This window comes from Bacillus sp. FSL P4-0248, assembly GCF_038593305.1.
Lineage (GTDB): Bacteria > Bacillota > Bacilli > Bacillales > Bacillaceae > Bacillus > Bacillus safensis.
This window is the reverse complement of record NZ_CP151983.1, coordinates 490,214-515,300: the sequence shown is the minus strand read 5'-3', so window position 1 is coordinate 515,300 and position 25,087 is coordinate 490,214. Positions and strand designations below refer to the sequence as shown.

The window sequence follows — 25,087 nt, the reverse complement described above, 5'->3', positions numbered from 1 at the left end:
TTTTTCTTTTTTACACAAAAAAACCGAACCCATGTAGAACATAAGGTTTCGGTTTTTGGTTGTTTTTATACTAAACAGCCTGCTTCATATTCCGCATTTCCTGAAGTGCTGTTTTGCTCTTCGCTTCGTCAAATTCACCTTCACTCTTCGCGACAACAATTGTTGCGATTCCATTTCCAATGAGGTTTGTAATCGCTCTTCCTTCACTCATGAAGCGGTCAACCCCAAGCAGCAGTGCTAGACCCTCTAACGGAATGACCTGTAGTGCCGCAAGAGTAGATGCAAGCACGATAAATCCGCTTCCTGTCACCCCAGCTGCTCCCTTTGATGTAAGCATCAGAACAAGGATAATAGTGATCTGCTGACCGATCGACAAGTCTACACCAAACACTTGTGCCAAGAAGACGACGGCCATTGATAAATAAATTGAAGTTCCGTCTAGGTTAAAGGAATAACCTGTTGGAATGACAAGACCAACAACAGACTTAGAGCACCCGTAGCGTTCCATTTTATCCATCATTCTTGGCAGCACGGATTCTGAAGAACTTGTGCCAAGAACAATCAAAATTTCATCCTTGATAAACCGCAGATAACCGAGCAGGCTGAAGCCATACATTTTACAAATGATGTTCAGTACAACGAAAATGAACAAGAACATGGTCATATAAACGGAGAGCATCAGACTCGCCAGCGGTTTAATCGATGCCAAACCAAAGTGTCCGATCGTATAAGCCATTGCCCCAAACGCACCGAGCGGCGCAGCACGCATGATATATCCAATGATTTTAAAGAAAACAAGTGACAGCTTATCAAGCCATTCGATGATGCCTTTCCCCTTCTCGCCAAGAGCAGCGAGCGCAACACCGAATAAAATAGAGAAGAATAAGACCTGTAAAATATCACCCTTTGCGAAAGCATCAACCATGTTAGATGGCACGATGTGTGTAACAAATTCCATCCAGTCGATACCCTGTCCGCCATTTTGGGTATATTGTGAGACATCCCCTTTTTCAAGCTTGCTATAGTCAAGACCTGCACCTGGCTTCATGATATTCACAACAAAAAGACCGATGACCAGAGCAAGTGTCGTGACGACTTCAAAATAAATAAATGCTTTTCCCCCAACTTTTCCAACCTTTTTCATATCCCCCATCTTGGCAATACCAAGAACAATGGTTAAGAAAATAATTGGTGCTATGACCATTTTAACGGCATTGATAAAGGTGTCACCAAGCGGCTTCATTTCTTTTCCGACGTTTGGCCAAACCATCCCGACAATGATCCCGATGATGACAGCTGCAATCACCTGAAATGTCAGGTTCTTCAAAAGCCTTTTCATAAAAAATCAACTCCCTCACCCTTTGATGTAAACGCTTAACTGTTATCTGTAGATAAATGATAGCGATTTCATCAAAGGCTGTGAAGCTTATGGACATATCGTACATTTTGGTCTTTTTGGTCTCTTAGTCAGAATGTACGATATATTTATTCACAGGACGTCCAATCCCCCCATATTGCATATCTAATTTCAGCTCGCCTTCTTTGACGAGGAAGTCTAAATACCGGCGTGCCGTGACACGGGCTATGCCAAGTGCATTTGCAACTTCCTCTGCAGACTGGGCGCCTTCCTGCAAGCCCATATAAGCTTTAATTTCGTTCATCGTATGCACATTCAGCCCTTTAGGAAGCCAAGTATCTTCCTGCTTAACAGCAGGCTTTCGTATGATATCATCGAGCATCTCCTGAGAAAATTCTGCTGCGGTTTGGATTTTTGATTTAAACGCCTTATAGCTTTCAAGTGATTCTTTCATTCGTTCAAATTTGAATGGTTTAATAATATAATCCCGCGCACCATTTTGAAGCATGATGCCGATGGTCTCTTTGTCCTTCGCTGCTGAAATGACAATCACATCCACTTTCATCTTCTGTTTTCTGATGTCTTGCAGCGTTTTGACGCCATCCTTTTTTGGCATATATACATCAAGTACCACGAGGTCTGGACGAATCTCTTTGATCAGCTGGATGCCCTGCTCCCCATTTCCAGCGACAGCTGCTACTTGAAAGCCAGGAACACTCATAATGAACTCTTTATTCACTTCTTGCACCATCGGGTCATCTTCAATTAACAGCACCTTAATCTGAGTCATCTGTCTCTCTCCTCTATGGTCATTGGGAATTCGATTGAGAAGGTGGTACCAATGCCGATGCTTGATGTGACCTCTACACTTCCCATCCCTTTGTCGATAATCGTTTTTACAATATACAGGCCATAGCCTGTTCCGCCCTCTTTGCCATGTGTGAAGCCTTTATCGAAAATAGAAGGAATCATTTCTTCTTCGATCCCGGAGCCATTGTCTTCAATTAAAATCGCGAGGACATCCTCCGTTTGATCGATACTAATGGAAATGACTTTTGTGTCTCTTTCTACAGTATCATACGAAGCAAAGGCGTTCTCAATGAGATTTCCGAGCAGCTTCGTCATATCATGCTGATCAAGCCGTTCAGGGAAATCACGCAGACAGCTATGTTCATCTACTTCGACCATGATGCCAAGCTCCTTGCCCCTTCTGATTTTGCTCATCAATAACCCTGAGACAGCATCATGCTCTATGACGCGGTGAAGAAAGTCCGTCACATGTTCCTGCTCCTCTGTCGTTTGAAAGGCCAGATCGAGCGCCTGATCGGCTTTACCCAGCTGAATCAGACCGGCAATCGTATGAAGCTTATTCATATGCTCATGGTTTTGCACCCGCAAACCGTCCACAAAGTTCTTAACCCCTGTGAGCTCCTCCGCCAATTTTGCCGCTTCCGTCCGGTCCTGAAAAATGGCAACTGCTCCGATGATCTTCTTTTTCATCACAATCGGAATCCGGCTGCTCATGATCCGCTTTCCGCTCATATGAATTTCTTCATTGTAGACGGGTTCTGCGCGATCGATAATTTCAGGAAGTCTTGTATCAGACAGCACATCCCAAATATTCCGGCCCACGACATCACCCGTCACGCCAAAAATCTGCTTCGCCTTCTCATTAAAAATGGTAATCATGTGCTGATTATCAATGGCGATAACCCCTTCATTAATAGAGTGAAAGGTTGCAGTGCGTTCCTCTAGCATTCTGACAATCTCATGCGGCTCCAGCTTAAACATTTGCTGTTTAATATGACGGGCGAGCAAAAATGAACCCACAAGCCCAAAGCTGAGCGTCAAGAGGAGGATCATGAGGATATCGCGCTTCATTTCTCCTAATATATCTGCCATACTTGGCAGAGTTCTTCCTACAAGCACAACCCCTGTTTGATTAAATTGATCATCCTTGACTGGATAAAAAGCTCTGATGGCTGTTCCAAGCTCTCCCTCTGCTTCTGAGAAATAAATATGCTCTGCAAAAGCCGGCTCTTCATCAGTTCCTTCTGAGCGCTGGCCAATCCTCGTTTTCACTGGATGCGTTAATCTCACATGATCCATATCCATCACGACAATGTAGTCAGCGTCTTGAATAATCCGAATCTCTTCGATCGCATGCTGTAATCGATCATGTTCCTTTGTCTGATCAGCTAACGCCTGCTTCACCTCATTCATTTCAGCCACAGTTCTCGCCGTGTTCATGAGTCTTTTTCGAAGCTCCCGTTCCTCTGTTTGCTGAATTCCCCCAACAAGGACAATTCCTCCGATTAAAAGGGCGAAAATGACAACGAAATATGTGAGGATGGTAAGCTTCCATCTAATAGATAATTGTTGTAATTTCAATCGATTTCTCATCATTTTTTCACCTGTATCTTTACGAATTCTTCCTCTGTCAAGTATGCTTGACATAAGGGGGATCTGACGCATGAAGAATTTACTCGCTTATACACTTTTGCTCATGATCGGTTTTGTAACCGCTTTATACTTTGGTTTTTATCATATGATGCCAAAATCAGCGACAACCTTTGATGATGAACAGACAGGACTGAAGGACCAGCTTGTGTTCAAATTCAGCCATGTCGTGGCAGACAATACACCTAAAGGACTTGCCGCAAAGAAATTTGCTGAGCTCGTGCACGAAAAATCCGATGGAAAGATCAGCATTCAAATTTTCTCCAACGGAAGCCTTTATTCTGATATTGAAGAAATTAATGCACTCAAAGAGAATCAAGTTCAATTTATCGCTCCGTCTACCTCGAAGCTCGGCATGCTGTCTCCTGAGTGGCTGGCACTTGATCTTCCCTTTGCTTTTTCAAATTACAGCGCGGTTCAAGAAGGCCTGCACGGTGCAATTGGACAAAGGTTGTTTGGCACGCTGCAAAAAGATGGATTAAAGGGAATGGCTTATTGGACAAATGGCTTTAAGCAAATTACCTCTAATAAAGGGCCCATCAAACAGCCGGCTGATTTAAAAAACCAGTCTCTCCGCATTATGCAAAGCGACATGATTGAAAAACAATTCAAACTCCTTGGCGCAAAGCCCTATCAGGAATCATTTAATTCAACGTTTCAGCTATTAGAAACCAAAAAAGTAGACGGTGAAGAAAATACCATTTCAAATATTTATTCAAAAAAATTCTATCATATACAAGACTATATGACGATCAGCAATCACGGGTATTTAGGCTATGTGGTCTTAACAGATCAATCCTTCTTTGACCGCCAGACACCCGAAACGAAACGAATTTTACTTGAAGCCATGGAAGAAACAACGGCTTGGAATGAAAAGCATGCAGAACAGATGAACAAAGATCAGCTGGAGGACATTAAACGTGAATCGCCGATTGCCATTCATGAATTGACGCCAGCAGAAAGACAAAAATGGATGAAAGCCCTTGATCCTTTGTATGATGAAGCCGAAAAAACGATCGGCTCCACCCTCATCAAACAGATCCGCGAACTGCGTGTACGTTATGAACACTCACCTATTCATGCTTTTCAGGAAGAGGATGAGAGCAAATAAAAAAATCCCTTTGATAAGGGATTTTTTTATGCGCCGGACTCACTCTGTTCTTGCTGCGTGAGCTCTTCTAATCTTGTTAAAATTCTTCGTTTTCGGTATTGCATCATGCCTGTTTCGGCAATTCCTTTTAATTGTGAGCGGTTCGAAACGGCACCAAACAAAATCCCAGCAATGGGCACAAGCTGAAACAGTTTCTTCCAGCCAAACGAATCCCGGTAATTATAGACGACCTCACGCCACCCTTGGATTTGAGAAATCATGTTTTCATGCTTCCCTTCGGATGCATGATAGCTTTTCAGCTCTTTTAGAATCGATTTCTTTCCAACGACATCCGCAGAGTTCAGCTGCAAGCATTTAATGATGAAGACCCGCTCCTCTTTGTTTTTAGGATCATAGCCATAGGTGACGGCAATATCCTGCAATGTTTTCAGAGAGAGGCCCAGGACCGCAGGAATATCAGCAGCTAGCGTAAACATTCCGCCGACACCAGTTGTCGCACCTTGTACCGTCGCGAGATTCGTTCTGTTTTTCCCCATATGTTCACTAATGGCATCCATCAATTCGATTGGGGCCTTTCCAATATCCTCTATACGCTGGATGGATTCGCCCTCACACTTCTTTTGAAATTGATGAATGATGCCTTTTTCCGACGTCAAATAGGCACCGCCAGACTGAATGTAATGACCCATTTCATCTAGCAGTACACCGATTTTTTTCTGAATAAAAGCAGGCGTCAGCTTGTCCAGCATTTGAAATGGAAGGCGGCTGAGTTTCTCCCAAAACCATACCTTTTGCTGGTCTTTCTCCCATTTTTCAATCTCCTTTAATTGTGCTTTTAGCCACTCTCTTTCCTCCATGCATATGCCTCCTTAGATGTCGCTGAAGTATTTGTCTGTTATTATACACAATCCTTGTCCATCATACGTATAGAACATTGAAGCGGTTCCGAAAGGTTTTAATCTTTTTCAAAACGGTTATTGCTTAATAAACAAACAAAAGAGGAGTGGTCAACATGTTAGGATTTCTAATTTCATTAGTTGTGGCGATTGTCATCGGTCTCATTGGGAGTGCACTCGCTGGGGGCAGTGTACCAGGAGGATGGATTGGTTCAATGATTGCCGGGTTTGTAGGCGCTTGGATTGGTCATGGATTACTTGGAACGTGGGGTCCTAGTCTGGCAGGCTTTGCGATCATTCCAGCAATCTTAGGAGCAGCGATCTTTGTCATTATTTTAAGCCTGATCTTCCGCAGTGTGGGATCAAGGGTATCTTAAAAAACAAATAACAGAGGAAGCAGTAGGGACACCGTCTAAAAGGCGGTGTTTTTTATGTTGCTCGTTGACAAGGTATCTATTTTTTTCACTTACATATGATAAACAAACCTATTAGTTCAGATAGTTGACTTTTCATGAATATGGGCATATGATGATTAAAAATTGCATCAAGGAAACTTTTTGTGCCCAAGCAAAACTTTGTAGAATCTAGGTGATGACATATGACAAACAAATACATCGAGGCACAGGCACACATGTCAGCGGCAGCTGAGCGTGCACTTGAAGGTAAGGTCAAAGGATTTAGAAGGCTTCTTCCTTTTCTAGGCCCTGCTTTTATCGCTGCCATTGCATATATTGACCCAGGAAATTTTGCCACCAACATTGCGGCTGGCTCTAAATATGGATATCTCCTTTTATGGGTCATTCTCATATCAAATCTCATGGCTTTGCTCATTCAATCATTGTCCGCAAAGCTTGGAATAGCGACAGGTAAAAACTTACCTGAAATCGCACGTGAAGAGTTTCCAAAACCCGTCTCCATCGGTTTATGGATTCAGGGCGAACTCGTCATTATTGCCACAGATTTAGCCGAGTTTATCGGGGCTGCACTTGGTTTATACTTGCTTTTTCGGATCCCGCTGCTTGAAGCATCCATTATTGCAGCTATCGGATCATTTGCGATTTTAGAATTGCAAAGACGGGGATATCGCGCATTAGAAGCCGGCATCACTGGCATGCTGTTCGTTGTCGTGATCGCTTTCGCTGTGCAAACCTTTGTCGCCAAGCCTGATATGGCAAGTGTCGCAGGCGGGCTTTTCATTCCAAAATTTGATGGCGCAGATAGTGTACTGCTTGCAGCCGGAATTTTAGGTGCCACTGTGATGCCGCACGCGATCTATTTACATTCAGCATTAACCCAAAGGAGAGTCGTCGGCAGAACGGAAAAGGAGAAAAAACAGATTTTCCGCTTTGAGTTTTTAGATATCCTTATTGCGATGCTAGTCGCTGGAGCCATCAATGCCAGTATGTTGATTGTGGCAGCCGCTTTATTTTATAAAAATGGTCTCTTTGTTGAAGATCTGGATGTTGCGTTCCAGCATTTTAGCACACTCGCAGGTCCTGTATCAGCTATCTTATTTGGTGTAGGACTGCTTGTAGCCGGACTATCAAGCTCTTCTGTCGGTACATTGTCAGGCGATATCATTATGCAGGGTTTTATTCAATACCGGATTCCGCTGTATGTCCGCCGGCTGATTACTATTATTCCCCCTATTGTGATCATTGCATCTGGGGTGAATCCGACATCTGCACTTGTGATGAGTCAGGTGGTCTTATCCTTTGGTATTGCCTTTGCTTTAATTCCGCTCATCTTATTTACAAGTAAAAAACGAATTATGGGCGAATTAACGAATGCCCGCTGGGTAACAGGAATATCTTGGGTGATAGCAGCTCTTGTTGTCGCACTCAATCTCTTTTTAATTGTGGATACGTTTATGTAAAAGACAGTAGTGATGCTGTCTTTTTCTTTTCATATGGTTATGGTAAAATTCCCCTGAGAGGATGTGGGCACATGTTTTTTTATCAGGATCAAGAGATAGCTATGCGGCTGCTTGAGCCAAGAGACGCAAGAAGTCTATATTTGCTCATCCAGCGGTCAAGAGAGCATTTACGTGAATGGATGCTTTGGGTGGATTCAACGAAAACAGAAGAAGACAGCATGGCGTTCATTCAAGGCGCAATGCAGCAAGCCTTGCAGAACAACGGTTTTCAAGCGGGCATCTGGTCACATGGAGAGCTTGTCGGGATCATCGGCACCCACCAAATTCATTGGATCGACAGGACTGTTTCAATTGGCTATTGGCTCGGAGAAGGCTATCAAGGAAAAGGCATCATGACAAGAGCGTGCAAAGCAGTCATTCATTATTTATTTGAAGATTGTGGACTGCACCGCATTGAAATCAGGGCTGCTGTCGATAACCTGAAGAGCAGACGCATCGCAGAGCGTTTATCCTTTTCGCTTGAAGGCATTTTGAGACAATGTGAATGGCTGGGCGACCGCTTTACGGATCATTGTGTATACGCCCTTTTGCAGCCTGAATATATGAAAGAAAAAACGCATTCTATGAATCAGCCCACGTAATTGTGTCGATTGCATGAATTATTTTACAAAGTGAAGCTTTGTAGTATCGGTTGCGATCAGCATCTGATAAAATAGAAGGAAAAATCGAGGTATGAAGTATGTCTCTTATTATTTTATTTTACTTATGGATTGTCCCTTTATTATTTGGCATTTTCTTCTCATTCTTAACAAAGAAAGCCACCTACAAACGCCGCTTTGTCCCATCATATAGCATGGCAGGACTCAGCATCGTTTTTCTCATTCTGGCACTTGTCTTTTCAGCCAGCCATTTTCTATTCATTTGCGGTATGTTCCTATTTGCCACAACCCTTGTCGGCACAGGCATTCCTTTATTTTTAGCCTTTACAAAAACACCATCATAAACAAAAACCACCTTTTCGCAATGGAAAGGTGGTTTCTTTTTTATTGATTTGGCATTCTGTAAGTCACAGTGGCATCTTGATTGGCTTCAATCGTTTTCACAATGTCTTGAAGGACCTCTGATGCACGATCGTTTGAGTCATACTTACCAAGCGTCTTAACCCAAGTATCGCTTCCTGCGATCATCCCTTCAATCTTTTTGCCGGCTACAGTGACTTCGTGGACATGAACGAAACTTTGCTGGTTTTGTGTGAAAATCCATAGCATGGTTTTGGCTCCTTTTTTGTGGTGATTGGATTAGTTTAACATGTAATTTCCAATTATGAGTGGGTGATTGAGTTTGCAATTGCATTTTCAGTTTAAAAAACCTTGATATTTCGTAAAAAAATCAAGGTTAACATAGTATCGTAATCTTTTAGTTTTTATGTCATCATTTAGACGTTAAAATTACATAGGTTCTTTTACTGGCAAAGCTCCATTCATTATTCTTTTATTAATTGTTCACTTTCACTCATCAGACATAGCATCGTCGTAATCCTGTAATTCTTCCATTATTTCTTTTAATCGCTCAATACTATTGATCAATTCATCGTAAGAAATTTCTTGATAATTAAATATTCCTTCACCATATTCATCACTATCAAAGATTTTCACATCCGCTCCCAAATTCAGTAAAGCATCAACTAATTCCTTTAAATTTTCCATACTATCAATATCATTTGCATCCGTTTCGGAAAAAAAGTCCTTGTTTTCAATCCCACTTTTTATATCTGTAATTCCTAAACCGGTGTACTTTCTTAAAGGTAATACATATTTATTAATTGGACCTTTTGAGCTTATCTTAATAGCTATCTTACTCATATTTTTCCTCCCTATTAAAATTCCTCTAAATAATCTGGATTAACAGGTCTACCAGGTGCATTTTTGCTATAACTTCCTCCATGCCAACCCTTTAAATGTTCTCTTCCAGTCACAGGATAAATTAATTCTCCTCTATTACTGATATGTGGATAATTCATAGCATTGTAAGTATGGTGTCCGATAATGGATTTCCCATTATATTGTGGTTTTTTGCTTTTTAAAATCTCTTGTTTTTGTTCATTAGTCCAATTCCTTGTTGTAGATTCTCCATCTAAAATTCTTTTCTTTTCTTGTTTCCAGAATTCAGTAACCCCTGCAGCCCTTCTTTTGGAGAATCTTTTATCCCATTGATATCGTTTATACTCTTCCTTTGTAACAGTACGATTTTCAATCTTTTCCTTTATTTTCTTCTGCTGATTCCGACTTAACGATTTGTAAGGTGTAACTTTTGTAGTTAAATCTAATTCTACTTTCTGTACCCTCTGAGCAATAATTTCTTCACCTACTGCTACTTTTTTATTTCTCAAAGTTTTTTCTGTACTCTTAATCCCTATCTTCCCATGAAACCCTTTAGCCCCAAACGGCAAAAGCATTCCAAGCGCCGCGTTCATACTTGCTTCCTGCTGTCCTTTCGAGACCTTATTTCCAAACATATCTCGACCTGTAATCGCTTCGCTGAAGCCGTTGGTGGCGGTGAGACCATATAAACCTTTTTGGGATGTCTTTAGAGCATCAAAAGACTTTTGTGATGTCTTGTAAATGTCGACTGCCCTGACCGCGGCTGATGTGGCTTGGGTGGTTTTATAGACAGCTTTTCCGCCTTTGAAAATGCGGCCTGCCCAGCCGACGATTGGGATGTAGCCTGCGGCTGCCATGCCGCCTGCCGCGACTCGCTGGCCTGCGGTGAGTTCCTCGCCTGTGATTGGATCAACGCCTGTTGCGGCACGTTTTGCATCGTTCACGCCGGTCAGTTCATTCACGATGTTTCCACCATAATCGAGGGCTTTTTCATACCAAGGGCGGTTGGCGAGGTCTTCTTGTTCCTTCGCAATCTTTCGGGCTTCTTCTTGTTCTTTTTTGATTTTCAGATATTCAGAAGTTTGCTTCTCAATATCGCTTTTTGCCTTGTAAATTTCGCTATTTTGATACGCTTTCTTGTCAAAATTCATAGGCGAAATCGCTTTTCCGTCATTTGTCGCATTCATCATTTCAGCATACAATGCCATTGTAGCTTGCTGTTCCGTCTCTGACAAAGCATATTCATCTTTTAAATTTTGATCAAGCTCTCTTAGTTCTTTGACCGTCTTTTTTCGTTCATCTTCCGCATCTTCTATTTTTTCATCAAAGGTTTGGCTATCAAATACTTCTAGGGAAATGAGGTCATCAATGTCTTGAAAAATCGTTTTGAGTGCCTTTTTTTGATCCTTCACAATGCTTTTAGCATTCTTGATGCCCATATGTACTGCGTTGTCTAAAAAGTGTTCTTCTACAAAGGTATCGCCGCCAAAGCTCGTATCATCTAGTGTCCCAGAAACACCTTCATGAAAGGCTTTTTGCTTATCAATGAAGCTGATAAACATGTCTACATTTCCAGCGAGCTCTTTATAGAAACTTTTAATATTATCGGCTCCTTTCCCAGTGAAATCATCACCGAGGTTGGCAACACCTTGTAATGCCTTTTTTAAATCTACCATTTGTTCGCGGAGTTCCTGGTAGTGTTTTGCCCTTGTGTCCATGGCACTGGTTAGTGCTTTTGCATCAAGTATCTTACCCAGAAGAAGTCACTCCCTCCATTATTGATCATAAAGTCTATTTTACCTTTCTCAGCGAATTGGAAAAATAGGCTTTAAGTTACAAAAATAATTTCCAAATATTTTTAGAGGGAATAAAACAAGTGATAATTGAAATGTTTTTTCCTTTCAGCAAAAAAAGTCAGTCCTCTTTTGAGAGGACCGACTACATTTTGTTTAGAAAAAGCGTTTTAAACTTTTCTTGAGTGGAGGGATATCCAGCTCGCCTTTTTCAAAGAATTTTTTCAGTAAGTACTTACTAAAACCAGCTGCTTGTGTGTACGTAATTTTCCCAGGTAACGGCGGTTCATTGGTGACAGCAACATCAATAATGACGGGTTTATCTGATTGAAGGGCTGTATCAAAGGCTGGAGCTAGTTCTTCATGTGATGACACGGAGATTCCTTTGCCGCCACATGCTTCTGCGAACTTAGCAAAATCAATATCTTCCAGCTCTATACCATAATTGATGTTTCCTTTTACCTGTTGTTCATATTCGATCATTCCAAGGTTGTTGTTGTTTAAGATCACAACAACGATCGGCAGTTTATATTTTACCGCTGTCACAAAGTCTTGCATGACCATTGTGAAGCCACCATCTCCGCAGACAGCAACCGCTTGACGATTCGGTTCATTTAACTTAGCAGAAATCGCTCCAGGCAAACCACAGCCCATTGTGGCAAGCCAGCTGGAGATGATGAAATCCTGCCGTTTCATTTCGAAATGGCGGGCCATCCATACGGTTACATTCCCTACATCAACAGAAAGAATGGCGTCGTCTTCAACTGCTTCTTCTAGTCTAGCAATGACTTGCTGCGGTTTAAGTGGTGATGTGGCAACGGATTTTTCCTTATCCATTTCTTCTCGCCATTTCATCATATGCTCTGTACAAGCTTCAAGGAAACCACGCTGCTCTTTATATTCAATGTAGGAGGTCAGTTCCTGCAAACCACTCTTGCTGTCACTCACGATTCCTACGTCTACTGGATATCTTTTACCGATTTGATCTGGTTTAATATCCAGTTGAATGGCAGGTGTGTCCTCTGGTAAGTAGTCTCTATATGGAAAGGAAGTTCCAAGCATAATTAAGAGATCACACTCTTCCATCGCTTCATAAGCTGGCTTCGTTCCAATTTGACCTAGGTTTCCTAAAAAGTATGGATGCCTGTCTGGCACAACCCCTTTTGCAGGAAGTGTGATGACGATAGGTGCAGCAGCCTTTTCTGCAAATGAAAGAAGCTCTTCTTTTGCATTTCGTAATCCTTTACCTGCTAAGATGACTGGCTTCTTCGCATTGTTAATTAGCTGTGCTGCCTTTAGCAGTTGATCTTTCTTTGGCCGTACCTCTCCCTCAACATAAAGAGGAGATGTATAAACTGGCTTACGCTTAATTTTTTGAGAAAATAAGTCATCTGATACGGTGAGAACAGCCACCCCTTTATGGGTATAAGCTGCTTTAATGGCTTGATTCAATAAATCAGGCAGCGCTTCTGCTGTTTGTACCTGCTGATTAAAGACAGCGACGTCGTCAAACATCCGCTCTAATTTGATTTCTTGAAATGTGTCTCTTCCTACTTCATTCGACGCAACCTGCCCTGCAATTGCTAAAACGGGTGCGCCATCTGCTTTTGCATCGTATAGTCCATTTAATAAGTGGACAGCACCCGGTCCAGCGATGGATAAGCAGACACCGAGCTTACCTGTTAGTTTGGCATCAGCCGCCGCTGAGAGTGCCGCCACTTCTTCATGTCTCGTTTGTATAAATTGTATTTGGCTTGATTCATGCCTAAGCTCTTCAATCAATTCGTTTATGCTGTCGCCGGGCATTCCATAAATATGTTTTACGCCCCACTCTTCCAGTAGCGCTGTTACTTCTTTTCCTGCGGTTCTTTGCGGCATGTGAGAAAACTCCTTTTTTCTTACTCCATACCACCGCACCCTTTTGATCAAACGTTTCAACTTGCTGCTACTTTTTAAAATGATATGGAAGGGTGGCGACCACAATATCCCGTTTCCATAATAGACGGAATCTTAATAAAAAGGCAGATTGGTTATGCAAGATCGTATGCCATCTTTTTTTCGGGATAAATTGAGGCACAAGCACCATCACTTTATATTGATGCGCATTTGCTTTAGCCTCAACCGTTTCAAGAAATTTATCAAGCGGATGAATAAGACTTCGATAAGACGAATGCAATATCACAAGCCGCACACCGCTGTTCAGTTTTTCCCAATCCGCTTCAATTTTCTTATCTTTTTCTTTATCAAAAGATACATGAACTGCTATGACTTGCTCTGATAAGGATTTTGCATATTGAACAGATTGTTCGACGACACGTGTTACTCCTGCTATGGGCACGATGACCACATTTCCTTTAATCTCAACAGGCTCTGTTTCATTCATTAAACGCAGTTGTTCTCCGACAGACAGATAATGCTTTTTTATGGAATGAAAGATCAATAGCACAATTGGCATGAAAACAAATACTGGCCATACAAGATGGAACTTGGTCAAAATGAGAATCATGAGAACCGTGAAAGAAATCAGTGCTCCGACTATATTGATAGGCATTTTCGTTTTCCAGCCCCGCGGTTTTTCACGAATCCACTTCACACACATACCGGTCTGTGACAAGGTAAATGGAATAAATACACCGACAGCATATAGCGGAATGAGGTGTTCCGTTTTCCCATCAAACAACCAAATGAGCAGCATGGAAGCTACACCTAAAAAGATAATGCCATTAGAATAACCAAGTCGATCCCCTCTTACTGTAAACATGCGCGGCATATATTTATCCTTTGCTAAGTTAACCGCCAATAAAGGAAAGGCGGAAAAGCCGGTGTTTGCCGCTAATATCAAGATTAAAGCTGTGACAGCCTGAATGACATAATAGAAAAATGTACGTCCAAATGTATCTGATGCAATTTGTGATACTACCGTTTCTTCTGGCTTTGGTGAGATGCCAAAACCAAACGCAAGCAATGTTACACCCACAAATAAAACAGCTAGTAATCCACCCATCATCAATAATGTTCTCGCTGCATTTTGTGCAGCTGGTTTTTTAAAGGATGGAATGGTATTTGAAATGGCTTCTACCCCAGTCAGTGCTGAACAGCCAGACGAAAATGCTTTTAATAAAAGAAATAATGTAATGCCAGGTACATGTGTGCCGATCGCTGTATGCTCAGGTGCTGGAGGCACACCTCCTGTTAATAATTTAAAGCCGCCGACTCCAATTAATATAAGGAGTGATATGACAAACAAGTATACGGGATAAGCCAAAATAGATGCTGATTCTGTCAATCCACGAAGGTTGAGCACCATAATCAAAATGACCAATACAATTGAAATCAGCACATGATATGGGTATAGTGCCGGAAAAGCCGATGTGATGGCATCGGTACCCGCTGATATGCTCACTGCTACAGTCAGAATATAATCTACAAGCAATGATCCGCCAGCGACCAGTCCTGGCTTTTCACCTAAGTTTCTGCTAGAGACGACATAAGCCCCTCCGCCTTCTGGATAAGCATAAATAATTTGGCGGTAAGATAAAATTAACGCCATTAAAAGAATTAATACACAACCTGCAATCGGGAGTGAGTACCAAAATGCTGCTGCACTAACAACGGAAAGAACAATCAAGATTTGTTCTGTACCATATGCAACGGATGACAATGCGTCTGATGACAATAATGCCAACGCTTTGATTTTTGATAGTTTTTGTTCTCCTGCTGCCTGTGATTTTAATGGTTTCCCAATTAAAATACGCTTCATCAAACTGTACATGTGATGCCCGCTCCTTTAGTGTCAAAACGATTTAAGTTACAAAAGATGGATCGCCAAAAAGACACAGAGGCAATAGAATGCCCCTGCGTCTATTGTTTAGATCACAGGTTGGTCTTTGCTCTCTTTAACGCTTACGAGGTTAGCTGACGGATTCGGGCGCATGAGACTTTGCCCTACCTAAAAAGGATTCACCCCACGTGGTGTCCTGCACCACCAATGGTTCCCCCGCTCATCGAAATGATTCAGCGATTGGTCTTTTATAAAAGAGATCATACTCCCGTTTAACACCAAAGTAAAGACATTTTTTCAAGGTCTTTTGATCGTTTATCAATCAGTCTTTTTGCGGTTTTTTCGCACGAAATAAATAATCATCACGACCACAAAAATAATCAGTGCAGCGATACATGCAAAGTAAATCCAAGAATCATTGATGCCTTGCTTTTCATCTTTTGGGAGATCATTTGTTGTGCTGCTGACCGTTTGATGATTAGAGAACATGTCTTTGTTTTTGCTCTCGATTGCAACTGTTGCCGTTTCCGTATTTGTTTGCAGGAAATGAATCACTTCATGTGAAAGATCAGCGTCAGCTGCATTCATTCCGGAAAAGACGGTCATTGTTTGTTCTTTATTCCATACAGATGGCTGCGTCCATACAATACGAGCAGTCGTTTCATTGATCATGCCAAAGGAGGATACATCATACTGATCCTTTTTTACTGGAACGATGAGATCGTCTGCCTTTTCTTTTAAAAGAGAGAACGTTTGAATGCCCCCGATGAAAATGAGAGAGTGATCTTCCAATTGATCATTTGTCACATTTGAAGCTTTGATCAAATGATATTGGGCAGCTTCCGGCTGACTAAATGATTCTGTCAGCATCGCCATTTGATTGATGGTTTCTTGCTTGATTTGATCTGGCATGATGATCAATGTTTTTCCTTGCTGCGTTTTTGATGTGAAAGGAAGCGGCCATGCGGCTAAATCCGGTGTATCACTAGTCGTACCTTCTGGTATTTGAAGAGAGCTGTTCTTATCAATGTAAATCCAGCCTTCTTCATCCGTATGTCTGCAGGCTTCCATGTTTTTAAAGCCTGTAGTAACAAATTGCAAATCAATATATTCGTTCTTTTGGAGTATTTGTGAATCTACTAGAATTGACACATGATAGAATCCATTCTCATCTTTGTTTCCTAGTTTTGTTAACGGTACGTCGTGCGGTTCGTTATTGATCATGACTGTTAAGCGTTCCGCTTTGTTCGCTGTATCAGATTTTTTAAATGATAGATTTAGTTTAGCTCCTGATTTTTGATGAGCGATCAATGCCTTTGGATAATAGTAATGATCAGATGCCGTCTTTTTGGTTCCAACCGTGACATCATCACCACCAAAATCTTTTAAACGAATTTGATGAGATGGTTTTGATGTTTTAACAGTAACCTTTTGAAGGAGTAAATCTGTCCCAGTGAGCTGACCTGTCAGTTCTGGTTGAGTCAGGACATTGATTTTTTCAGCAATTGTTTTTGGCTGTTCAGCAGTGACAAATAAAATGGGCTGTTCTTTTTTCTTTCCTGTCAAGGTTCTCACCGCTAATGTGAGCTGATTGCTTGCTGTTTTCATTTTCGCAGCTTGCTCGATCGATTTCACTCGTCCATCCCAGTTTCCTTTTGCTCCCACAGCAATGGTTGGATGAGCAATTTGCTTGAGGTCCTTTTCTTGGACGAGTTTGAGGTCTGCTTGGCGGTCTTTGTTTTTCAACGTCCGGTATACTTTCATAGCCGCTTCTAATTCAGCTGCTTCCGGTGAATTTGGTATCACAATATCTGTTTGTTCTTTCTGATCACCTGTTTGAATGAAAAATGAAGGGAAGCTGTCTAACGTCACGTCTTTCGTTTGAGTTCCTTTGAAATCCAGCTCACTTTCAGGATATACTTTCAGCCAATTGGCAGGTGTCTCTTGGTTGATACACACACCTTCTTTTAACACGCCATAAAATGTGAGCTGAATTTGATGAGAACCTTTTTTCAATTGCGCTTTGTTCAATTTGATTTGAATTGATTTCTTTTGATTTTTCCCTGATACGGGAATGGTCTTTTCAATCTCTCCATCAATCATGACTGTGAACGAAGATGGCGAAATAAGTAATGGTGAAGCCTCTATATTTAATGTAAGGTTGCTAGACTCAACTTTTCCTCTCTCTATTTGATAGGAAAATTCAGTGCGGTCTTCTTGTCCATACAAGGTTACTACATCTTCTGATAATGCTTGCGTTTCCGTTTGACTTCCTTTAGATGAGCGAATCCAGTCATCTTTCACTTGTACTCGATTTGATTGCGCCATTGCTTGACCCGCCATGAAAAAAGGCTGAATGGCAAGGGATATCATCAATATAAAAATCATCCATTTTACCGATTTCAATTTGTCACCCGCTTTTCTTTTGTTGTTGATCGTAACGCTCAGTTTTGTACCATTTCACTTCTTGTTTGAATAAACGGCTCTTTGCCTCTACACATAAGGAGTACACGACTAGCGCAATCCATACTTGAGAATAAGTGAAGTACATGAGCGCCACAATGAGTATATTTTGTTTGGTGAGCTCTGTTTTCTCAATACTTAGTGTAATCATCACTTCTGTTAGAAAGAGGAAGAAGGCCAATCCCCACAGGATCAGTGCAACAGCCCCTACAGATAAGTGAAGGTCAACAAATAGGTTCACGATAAAGATGCCATTTGAGAGCAGGACACCGAAGAAAAATAAGAAATACGTAAAGAAGAAATAAAACAAATCAAAAATCATTCGTTTTCGTTTCAGCTTCATAAACTGCTTTAAAAATTTGAGGACAACATATTGATTGCCTCGAGCCCAGCGCGTTCTTTGCCGCCACCAGACCTTCCATGTCTCAGGCTCTTGTTCCCATGTAATCGCAGCTGGGAAAAATCGAATGACATAGCCAAGGTTATAGACACGGATCGTTAATTCGGTGTCTTCAGCCAACGCATGAACATCCCAGCCGCCAAGCTCTTCTAAAATGTGCCGGCGGATGGCGAAGTTGGTGCCCGGTATTGTCGCAATGCCAAACCACTTCCATCTTCCGCCTTGCGCCATCCATTGAAAGCAGATGGTCTCAATATTAATAAATTTGGTCAGCAGATTTTTGGCTGCATTGATGACCCTGAATTTCCCGACAACAGCGCCTGCCTTTGGGTCATTCAATAAACCAAGAACCAAATGATAGACGGCCTTTTGTTCAGGCATGTTATCTGCATCGTATACGCAGATGACTTCTCCTGTTGAAGCCTTTAAGCCTTCATTCAGTGCAGTTGATTTTCCCTTTCCTGCAAATGGCGGTTTCGTTTCAATCATATGGACATGATCATATTGCTCACTGAATGACTGCACGATGTCCCCTGTGCCATCGGAGGAATTATCATTAATCACAATGATTTCAAGGAGATGTTTAGGATAGGATAGCTGGACCATTGCTTTTAGCGTTTGCCGAATGACAACTTCTTCATTATGAGCAGGAATCAGAATGCTGACGGTCGGCAGTTCTTTCTCTTGTTTCGTCCATTCAGGCAGCACTTTTTCGTAGGTCAGGTAGTGCTGAAAGCCGCCCTGCATGAGAAACATGTGGTATAGGAGCATAATCCAAATCAGTATTAATGAAAGATAAAATAAGACATCAGCCACCTAATTTTCTCTCCTTAAAAATACGTTTTTTCATTGTCAGTCTTAAATACAATGTGTAAAAAGCAAATGCCGCAATAAACAGCATCACCACGACGGTGAGAATTCGCAGCATATTTTCCATGCCGCTTCGTTTAACTGTTGTGGTTTCCGCTCTATTGGATTGTTCTACATGAATATGTCCATCCCCTGATGTTTTGATCTGTACATGTGGTGTTTGGACTGTCTGTTTTGTTTTCTTTAAATCCAGCCATTCACTAGAAGGAATTGCATCCATCTGCGTCATCAGATTCTGCAATCCAGTTATTCCGGATTCCACATCATAGGACAGCCCGATTGCGGCTGATTGAAGATGCTGGATGGATTGAACCTTTTGTTCTGTTAAAATATTTGAACCTTCTTCGTCAGACGCTGGCTCTACTGATTGCTGAGGATATAAAGTCATGCCATGAAGCATGTCGGGTTTCGTCACGAGCGGCGGAGCACCGGCTGTTTTCCAAGTATGATCCGACAGCTGTACCTGTCCAAACAGACTGGACACATGCCTTGATATCACTTCGTAGCCTTGTTGAGATATGGCATCATGCGGCACCTCGAATGCCAGTGGATAGAGACCTTGCTGCGCAAGAAACTCAATGCCTTTTGTCAGTTTTTCTTCTGTATAGATGGTTTCTTGCTGCTGATTCGATTTCGTATAAGCATGGAAGTCTTTTTCATTCGAAAAATGGCTTTCACTTTGCTTCTTCTCAGCTTTTTTAGGGTCATTTGACGTAATGGACTGATCATTCTTTGCATCCCAGAACTCAAAGTCCTGACCAGAATCCTCCGTGCGATACGTACGGCTAAATCCATGGAGAATGATGCTGGCTCCATCGCTTTGCAATTGTTTTAACACTTTTACAAGCTTCGGGCGGTCACTCAGTGTCACTTCATCGCCTGTTGTTCGATCCACCCAAACAGGGGTTACCGCTAATAGAAACGGAATATGCTGAGTGGATACGTATTGTCCAAGCTCAAGCAGCTTCTTTTCGTCAGTGACAGGACTGATGTTCCCAAGCCTTAAGTATTTTGTGGTCAGCTGATTAGAAGAAGGAAGGCGTTTTTCTAGCACTTCTGCAAGAAGCTCGCTGTGCTGCACGACATTTAGGATTCCAATATAGGCGGCACCTTCCTTTGTTTGAATCACAAATGGAAGATCAGCTTTATGTTTTTTCAATAGAAATTCCCTTTGCAAGTCTGCCCCTTGAACCGTTAACGCACTGATCCTTTTCTCTAGCTGACGGTATGCTTTATCATCTGTATATTTGATTTGACTCGTGTGATCTTGTTTGTGAAAAGTAAGCGCGGAAAATGGGCGCAGCTGTTCCGCATTGTATCCAATGGCTATGATCTTCTGTGCTTCGTTCATTACACGAATGGTCTGTTTTGGTAAGGTTCTCTTTATTTCCCCTAGATAGATGACTTGCTGAAATTCGCTTATCTTCTTTTCAGCCAAATGTTCATCAGATACAATCGTCGTCTGTTTTGAAAAATGTCCGGCGAGTAGATCCAGCATATGCACTGCTGGAGTCGTTTCTCCTGATTCTGTTGAATAAACGATCAGGGTATCTGGCTTGGCAAGAGCGTCGGCTGAAGCCATGTATTGAAACGAAAGAATCAAAAAGAGAGCAATCATCAAACAGCATTTCATCAAAGAATTAAAGTTCATTCATCATCATCTCTTTTTCTAGTTCTTCTAAAAATTGTTCTGGCGTGCGATACTCCGAACTGCTTGTTAAATGACAGACATGAAATGTCAAGGTGACTTCACGGCCGTTTAACAGCACATGCTTTTTCAATTTATCCTTTAGCTTCTCAAGGACGACAGAGACATTTTCTTCTGGTGTGTGAGTAAGCAGCAGGCCTATTCGTTCTTCAGATAATCGAAATTTCTTATCGGTTTCTCTGACACTTTCGCGAATCTTGTTACTTAATTGCTGAAATAGGTGCTGCATTTCTTTTTCTCCATATAACGATTTGAATTCAGCTGCATAATGAATGTGAAGAAGGATAAAAACGAATGGCTGTTTGTAGCGTTCTGCCCGTTTCATTTCCTCAGACAATTCCAGCCTCATCCGTTCTGCATTGTCAAATCCAGTGGTCGAGTCAATCGCCACAAATTGTTTCATAGCCTGCTTTTGTTGTTCAATGGTTTGCCGCATCGTCTTGATCCGCTCATGCAAGCTTCCTGCTGAAATCGCGAAAAAGAGGAGGGCTGCGCCCCAAATCACCACATCTTGCAATGTTTGATTGGTAAAGAAGGGGTTTGTGTGGCCAAGCTCTGTAAAGAACATAGCACTTCCTATAAAGAACAACATCAGCAAGGTAAAAATTAATGCTGGTAAGATGCCAAATAAAATCCCGCATCCTAACACGACAAAAGTCAGTGTGATCATCAAAAAGCTCTCTGCATCATGTACGCCAAGGTAGCCCATAAACAAAATAAGACCTGCAAACGTGAGGAGCAGAGAATAATATAAACGATACGTATTACTGAATAACCGATTCATTAAAAAGCTCCCTTTCTGCAATGAGAGGCAATAAATTGTCAAATGAGTGTGTGTCTTTTTCGTTCATGTACCCTCCATAATAATCCTTGAGAGGATCTTGAATTTGTAATTCTTTCATGCGGTCATACACCTCTTTTGCGAATTCCGGTTCGTTTCGTTTAAGAGCATACAAGATGACCAGCGCATATACAGAAGGCGATTCATATGTCACTGCTGGCTGCAATGTGCTCAGTTTATATCTACCGTACAATTTTCCTTCTTTTGTAAAAGTCGTTTTAAGCCATTTCATGATCGCGGACGTATTCACCTTTGCACGATCGGCATGTAGAGCCGTATAGAGTTGATCAATCATATTGATTTCTCGATCAAATGAATAGGCTTTTTTCTTTATGTCATAGGATTTAGGAAAGAATCCTTTTTTTCTCGGTGCTTGTTTTAGAATGGCCAATTGGTTACTCGTCATTTGTTTCGTGAATATTTTGAGGGATTCCAATTCTTTGATTGCTTTTGGGTCTAAATATGAGAGTGTGATTGTGTGTGAAGTTCGATTTGTTGAAGCATCATAATAATCGGACAAGATGCCTCTATACATATTTTTGTCTTTTAACGCTTGTGCGATTTCTTTTGCTGTTGTTTGATATGCTGCATTCTTCCATAAACGATCTGCCTTTTGAAGTGCCGCCACTACCCGTAAATCATCAACCAAGGCATTGGCTTTACTTTTTTGATCAGATTCGATTTGCCAGCTGAGAAGATGATGGTCTAGTAAAAATTCATCTTGCAGGACACCCAATTGTTGGTCAAACGAATTTTGGTCTTTTTTTCGAACAAGATAATCCATCCAAAGCCCCAGCGATTCGGATAAGTAGATGTGTTGCTCTGCAAATGAAGTGCGGATCAAGCCTTGATCTGTCATGAGGTGATGAGTAATAAAATATTCTCCAGGCAATACTGGCTGTGGTGATACTGGATAAGCTGATTCCGTCTGCTGCTTCCAGGTACATCCACCTAGTAGAATGACAATGAGTAAAACAATACCTATGCGATGTATGGGTGTATCCATTCGTGTCCCCTTTCAACTCCCGTTCTCTTAGCATTCCAACGATTTATTATAGATTGTTTCTGTTTAAATTTAAATAAATATTTTATACCAAATTACGAGTCTTTTCGCATAGACATTCCCATTTTCAGAAAAACAATATGTCGATATGCTTGATTACATTGGAAAACCCATGCGTTTCCGCATGGGTTTTTATAATACTATTGATCTAATTTTAATTTCTTTAATTGCTCAGCCAGTGCGTTATTGATTGGTTCTTCCACTTTCTTTTGTTTCTTCATATATTTAGACACATCGTGCTTACTGGCTTTCTTTTGATTGGATTGTGATTTGCGTTTTTCGAAAACAGACAGTTTTTCTCTATGGCCGCACACACAAGCAAAGATTTTGCCATCGCCTTCTCCGCGCAGCTCGAGCTTTTTATGACAGTTCGGGCAGCGTGCGTTTGTTTTCTTCGCCACATTTTTACGGTGGCCGCATTCTCGGTCTTGGCACACGAGCATTGTGCCATGTTTTCCGTTCACTTTCAGCATCAGTTTTCCGCAGTCCGGACAATGGGTGCCAGTGACATTGTCATGCTTAAAGGTTTGGTTCGTCTGTTTGATTTCAGATACGGCTTGTTTTGCATAGGACTTCATTTCACTCATGAATTGAGAAGCCTTCAGCTGTCCTTTTGCGATTTTAGAAAGCTTTTGTTCCCATTCCGCTGTTAACGCAGGAGACTTTAAGTCTTCAGGCACTAAGGAGAGCAGCTGCTTCCCTTTCGATGTGATGAAAATGTCTTTGCCCTTTTTCTCGATTAAGAAACTGTTAAACAGTTTTTCAATGATATCGGCTCTTGTGGCCACTGTCCCTAGTCCGCCTGTTTCACCAAGGGTTTTCACTAAATCCTTTTCCTGATTCTGCATAAATGCAGCTGGGTTCTCCATAGCAGATAGCAGGGTAGCTTCATTAAAACGAGCAGGAGGTTTCGTTTCTCCTTTTGTTTCTTTCAGCTGGCGTACTTCAAGTGATTGCCCTTCGGAGAGTACCGGCAGCTGCTGATCTGCTTCTGATTCCTCTTCTTCATAGGATTCATCATACACGGCTTTCCAGCCGGCTGATTGCACAGTTTTTCCTTTTGCTGTGAATGTTTCACTGCCTATTTTAGCGATTACCGTTGTTTCCTCATATTCAAAAGGGTTCATAAGTACAGCAAGGAATCGTTTGGCAATCAGATCATATAATTTACGCTCTTTATCACTTAATGCACCAGTATACAGTTCTTCCTCGGTTGGAATGATCGCATGGTGATCTTTAAATCAAGAGTAAAAAGTCAAATTTCTTAGTTTTATAAAACTTAATCTTTAAATATATGTACTTGAAGTTATAAAATTAGGCGCCACTTTTAGATTTATCAACCTCATCAATCATTCCCTGCCAAGGCCAATCCATTGTTCTATGTTTTCTATAGAACAATAATTGTCGATCTATTATTAAAACAACCCTCTCTCTATCATTATAGGCTAATACTAATCCTCTATTCTCTTCATCCACCTGTAATTCTTCTATCTTTTCAAGTGCTCTCATTAAGTTAGGTTTAATTATACGTGGTTGCCTGCTATGACAAATTGAGAATATAGAATCAACTTTTATACCTTCTATAAGTTCTTCGTCGGTTAATTCTAAAATAACAGCTAAAGCGTGAGCATATATTTCAGTTGCTGATTCCCCTCTATTACGTATACCTTTCGATACTACTTTTGCAAAATGTTGATATAAAGAATTTAAATCATCAGCTAGTTCATTTGCTGCATCTTTATATAAATTTGCATTACTAATAACCTTTTTAGATTTGTTGTATTCAAAAATATAAGCATTTGATAAAAGGTTGTAAACTAAACTTTGTAAAATCCCTACATTGCCATAAGCATCTCTAACTATTTTTTCTATAATCACCTCAGTAATTTCCACATTCAAAGCTTTTGATCCCAATTCAATAACTTTTCTTAAATCTTTATCGTTCCAAGTAATTGTAAGTTCTTTTGTACGTATTGATAAATCCGAGTTTAATGTGTTCATATATCCACTTTGCGACCATACTCCAATTATAATTACAAAACACTGATAATCCCATAACGCTTTTAAATCATAAGCGAATCTAATTTTCTCAGCTGAGGATAAATAATGAAAATCTTCTATTACCAGTCGACGTTCAGACTCGTTAATTATCTCTGCAATATATCTTAAATCATCTATATTTTTACCAACAAGTTGATACTTTTCACTCCCTCCCACCTCTCCTGCCAATTGAGCTTTCCCAGTTAATTTACACAAAATCTTAAACCCAAAATCCCCTGTAGCTTCTATCATTCCTTTTATTTTATTATCTTTTGTTTCTTCGACCTTAAATTTTATTTCTAATTGAGAAAGTGCATCTATATAGATATCTAAAAGCGTCATACCATGACGACATTGGACAACAACTGCATTAGGTATATTTTCCTTTCTAAACCATGACTTACCACATTTTGATGCTCCATAGAGAGTTATATGCTTTTTCTGACGTAAGATTCGTTGAAATTGAACATCTAATAATTTTCTGTCTACATAAGAATGCTTTAAAATTTCAGGAGAAATTCCAAATACTTTTTCTAAAATCATTAATT

At 41.0% G+C, this 25,087-nt stretch carries 20 protein-coding genes, 1 pseudogene and 1 riboswitch; of the genes and pseudogenes, 5 read left to right on the top strand and 16 right to left on the bottom strand.

The genetic code is table 11. The annotated features are described in order from the left end of the window. Nucleotides 1-70: 70 nt before the first annotated feature. From dctP to NST65_RS02430, 3 genes are all read right to left on the bottom strand, one after another. Nucleotides 71-1,339: a C4-dicarboxylate transporter DctP gene (gene dctP / locus NST65_RS02440; protein ID WP_041107478.1), complete on the bottom strand. Its 1,269-nt coding sequence runs from the start codon at nt 1,337-1,339 to the stop codon at nt 71-73. 124 nt (nt 1,340-1,463) lie between these two features. Next, nucleotides 1,464-2,147, bottom strand: a complete 684-nt coding sequence (locus NST65_RS02435; protein ID WP_034283970.1) for a response regulator — start codon at nt 2,145-2,147, stop codon at nt 1,464-1,466. Continuing rightward, complete coding sequence (locus NST65_RS02430) at nt 2,144-3,748, bottom strand: sensor histidine kinase (protein ID WP_342489376.1); 1,605 nt, start codon at nt 3,746-3,748, stop codon at nt 2,144-2,146. The genes NST65_RS02435 and NST65_RS02430 overlap by 4 nt, the downstream gene beginning before the upstream one ends. Nucleotides 3,749-3,830: 82 nt before the next feature. Here NST65_RS02430 and NST65_RS02425 point away from each other — a divergent pair, with 82 nt between their 5' ends. After that, nucleotides 3,831-4,928, top strand: a complete 1,098-nt coding sequence (locus tag NST65_RS02425) for a DctP family TRAP transporter solute-binding subunit (protein ID WP_340891595.1) — start codon at nt 3,831-3,833, stop codon at nt 4,926-4,928. 26 nt (nt 4,929-4,954) lie between these two features. On the opposite strand, the gene NST65_RS02420 is transcribed toward NST65_RS02425, so the two are convergent. Next, complete coding sequence (locus NST65_RS02420; RefSeq protein WP_034283975.1) at nt 4,955-5,785, bottom strand: EcsC family protein; 831 nt, start codon at nt 5,783-5,785, stop codon at nt 4,955-4,957. A 155-nt stretch (nt 5,786-5,940) separates the two neighbouring features. On the opposite strand from NST65_RS02420, the gene NST65_RS02415 reads away from it, so the two are divergent. From NST65_RS02415 to NST65_RS02400, 4 genes are all read left to right on the top strand, one after another. After that, complete coding sequence (locus tag NST65_RS02415) at nt 5,941-6,201, top strand: GlsB/YeaQ/YmgE family stress response membrane protein (RefSeq protein ID WP_024427360.1); 261 nt, start codon at nt 5,941-5,943, stop codon at nt 6,199-6,201. 221 nt (nt 6,202-6,422) lie between these two features. Further along, on the top strand, nt 6,423-7,700 hold the full coding sequence (locus NST65_RS02410; RefSeq protein WP_111927709.1) for an Nramp family divalent metal transporter: 1,278 nt from the start codon (nt 6,423-6,425) through the stop codon (nt 7,698-7,700). A gap of 71 nt (nt 7,701-7,771) precedes the next feature. Then, nucleotides 7,772-8,341: a GNAT family protein gene (locus tag NST65_RS02405; protein WP_034283978.1), complete on the top strand. Its 570-nt coding sequence runs from the start codon at nt 7,772-7,774 to the stop codon at nt 8,339-8,341. 98 nt (nt 8,342-8,439) lie between these two features. Next, nucleotides 8,440-8,703, top strand: coding sequence for a hypothetical protein (locus tag NST65_RS02400; RefSeq protein ID WP_008346966.1), 264 nt, complete (start codon nt 8,440-8,442; stop codon nt 8,701-8,703). A 40-nt stretch (nt 8,704-8,743) separates the two neighbouring features. On the opposite strand, the gene NST65_RS02395 is transcribed toward NST65_RS02400, so the two are convergent. The 12 genes and pseudogenes from NST65_RS02395 to NST65_RS02340 form a co-directional block, all read right to left on the bottom strand. Then, a complete protein-coding gene (locus tag NST65_RS02395; protein WP_111927710.1) occupies nt 8,744-8,968 on the bottom strand; it encodes a hypothetical protein in 225 nt (74 codons plus the stop codon). A 240-nt stretch (nt 8,969-9,208) separates the two neighbouring features. Continuing rightward, entirely contained in the window at nt 9,209-9,562 is a 354-nt protein-coding gene (locus tag NST65_RS02390; protein ID WP_024425366.1) for a hypothetical protein, read from the bottom strand. A 14-nt stretch (nt 9,563-9,576) separates the two neighbouring features. Further along, nucleotides 9,577-11,337, bottom strand: coding sequence for a T7SS effector LXG polymorphic toxin (locus tag NST65_RS02385; protein ID WP_342489375.1), 1,761 nt, complete (start codon nt 11,335-11,337; stop codon nt 9,577-9,579). Nucleotides 11,338-11,529: 192 nt separating this feature from the next. Continuing rightward, nucleotides 11,530-13,251: a pyruvate oxidase gene (locus tag NST65_RS02380; protein WP_111927506.1), complete on the bottom strand. Its 1,722-nt coding sequence runs from the start codon at nt 13,249-13,251 to the stop codon at nt 11,530-11,532. A 67-nt stretch (nt 13,252-13,318) separates the two neighbouring features. Next, nucleotides 13,319-15,145, bottom strand: a complete 1,827-nt coding sequence (locus NST65_RS02375; protein WP_111927507.1) for an APC family permease — start codon at nt 15,143-15,145, stop codon at nt 13,319-13,321. 113 nt (nt 15,146-15,258) lie between these two features. Then, nucleotides 15,259-15,403, bottom strand: a riboswitch (cyclic di-AMP (ydaO/yuaA leader). 69 nt (nt 15,404-15,472) lie between these two features. Beyond that, complete coding sequence (locus NST65_RS02370) at nt 15,473-17,560, bottom strand: cellulose biosynthesis cyclic di-GMP-binding regulatory protein BcsB (protein ID WP_111927508.1); 2,088 nt, start codon at nt 17,558-17,560, stop codon at nt 15,473-15,475. 4 nt (nt 17,561-17,564) lie between these two features. Next, nucleotides 17,565-18,833: a glycosyltransferase gene (locus NST65_RS02365; protein ID WP_111927509.1), complete on the bottom strand. Its 1,269-nt coding sequence runs from the start codon at nt 18,831-18,833 to the stop codon at nt 17,565-17,567. After that, a complete protein-coding gene (locus NST65_RS02360) occupies nt 18,826-20,538 on the bottom strand; it encodes a DUF2334 domain-containing protein (RefSeq protein ID WP_111927510.1) in 1,713 nt (570 codons plus the stop codon). Before NST65_RS02360 ends, NST65_RS02365 begins: the two co-directional genes overlap by 8 nt. Continuing rightward, nucleotides 20,528-21,379, bottom strand: coding sequence for a diguanylate cyclase (locus tag NST65_RS02355; protein WP_111927511.1), 852 nt, complete (start codon nt 21,377-21,379; stop codon nt 20,528-20,530). Before NST65_RS02355 ends, NST65_RS02360 begins: the two co-directional genes overlap by 11 nt. Further along, the gene (locus NST65_RS02350) at nt 21,360-22,442 is read right to left on the bottom strand and encodes a glycosyl hydrolase family 8 (RefSeq protein WP_034283849.1); all 1,083 of its coding nucleotides are present in this window, start codon (nt 22,440-22,442) and stop codon (nt 21,360-21,362) included. Before NST65_RS02350 ends, NST65_RS02355 begins: the two co-directional genes overlap by 20 nt. A gap of 197 nt (nt 22,443-22,639) precedes the next feature. Continuing rightward, nucleotides 22,640-23,734: pseudogene (locus tag NST65_RS02345) on the bottom strand (DNA topoisomerase); the annotation flags it as partial. 79 nt (nt 23,735-23,813) lie between these two features. After that, nucleotides 23,814-25,082 (bottom strand): hypothetical protein, encoded by a 1,269-nt coding sequence (locus tag NST65_RS02340; protein ID WP_342489290.1) that lies wholly within the window; start codon nt 25,080-25,082, stop codon nt 23,814-23,816. Nucleotides 25,083-25,087 lie beyond the last annotated feature (5 nt).

What these genes read in the sequence shown, in the direction of transcription:
- NST65_RS02410 (WP_111927709.1), top strand. Translation starts at nt 6,423, where the DNA reads ATGACAAACAAATACATCGAGGCACAGGCACACATGTCAGCGGCAGCT.
- NST65_RS02425 (WP_340891595.1), top strand. Translation starts at nt 3,831, where the DNA reads ATGAAGAATTTACTCGCTTATACACTTTTGCTCATGATCGGTTTTGTA.
- dctP (WP_041107478.1), bottom strand. Translation starts at nt 1,339, where the DNA reads ATGAAAAGGCTTTTGAAGAACCTGACATTTCAGGTGATTGCAGCTGTC.
- NST65_RS02435 (WP_034283970.1), bottom strand. Translation starts at nt 2,147, where the DNA reads ATGACTCAGATTAAGGTGCTGTTAATTGAAGATGACCCGATGGTGCAA.
- NST65_RS02405 (WP_034283978.1), top strand. Translation starts at nt 7,772, where the DNA reads ATGTTTTTTTATCAGGATCAAGAGATAGCTATGCGGCTGCTTGAGCCA.
- NST65_RS02360 (WP_111927510.1), bottom strand. Translation starts at nt 20,538, where the DNA reads ATGAACTTTAATTCTTTGATGAAATGCTGTTTGATGATTGCTCTCTTT.
- NST65_RS02390 (WP_024425366.1), bottom strand. Translation starts at nt 9,562, where the DNA reads ATGAGTAAGATAGCTATTAAGATAAGCTCAAAAGGTCCAATTAATAAA.
- NST65_RS02395 (WP_111927710.1), bottom strand. Translation starts at nt 8,968, where the DNA reads ATGCTATGGATTTTCACACAAAACCAGCAAAGTTTCGTTCATGTCCAC.
- NST65_RS02380 (WP_111927506.1), bottom strand. Translation starts at nt 13,251, where the DNA reads ATGCCGCAAAGAACCGCAGGAAAAGAAGTAACAGCGCTACTGGAAGAG.
- NST65_RS02420 (WP_034283975.1), bottom strand. Translation starts at nt 5,785, where the DNA reads ATGGAGGAAAGAGAGTGGCTAAAAGCACAATTAAAGGAGATTGAAAAA.
- NST65_RS02375 (WP_111927507.1), bottom strand. Translation starts at nt 15,145, where the DNA reads ATGTACAGTTTGATGAAGCGTATTTTAATTGGGAAACCATTAAAATCA.
- NST65_RS02415 (WP_024427360.1), top strand. Translation starts at nt 5,941, where the DNA reads ATGTTAGGATTTCTAATTTCATTAGTTGTGGCGATTGTCATCGGTCTC.
- NST65_RS02340 (WP_342489290.1), bottom strand. Translation starts at nt 25,082, where the DNA reads ATGATTTTAGAAAAAGTATTTGGAATTTCTCCTGAAATTTTAAAGCAT.
- NST65_RS02355 (WP_111927511.1), bottom strand. Translation starts at nt 21,379, where the DNA reads ATGAATCGGTTATTCAGTAATACGTATCGTTTATATTATTCTCTGCTC.
- NST65_RS02400 (WP_008346966.1), top strand. Translation starts at nt 8,440, where the DNA reads ATGTCTCTTATTATTTTATTTTACTTATGGATTGTCCCTTTATTATTT.
- NST65_RS02350 (WP_034283849.1), bottom strand. Translation starts at nt 22,442, where the DNA reads ATGGATACACCCATACATCGCATAGGTATTGTTTTACTCATTGTCATT.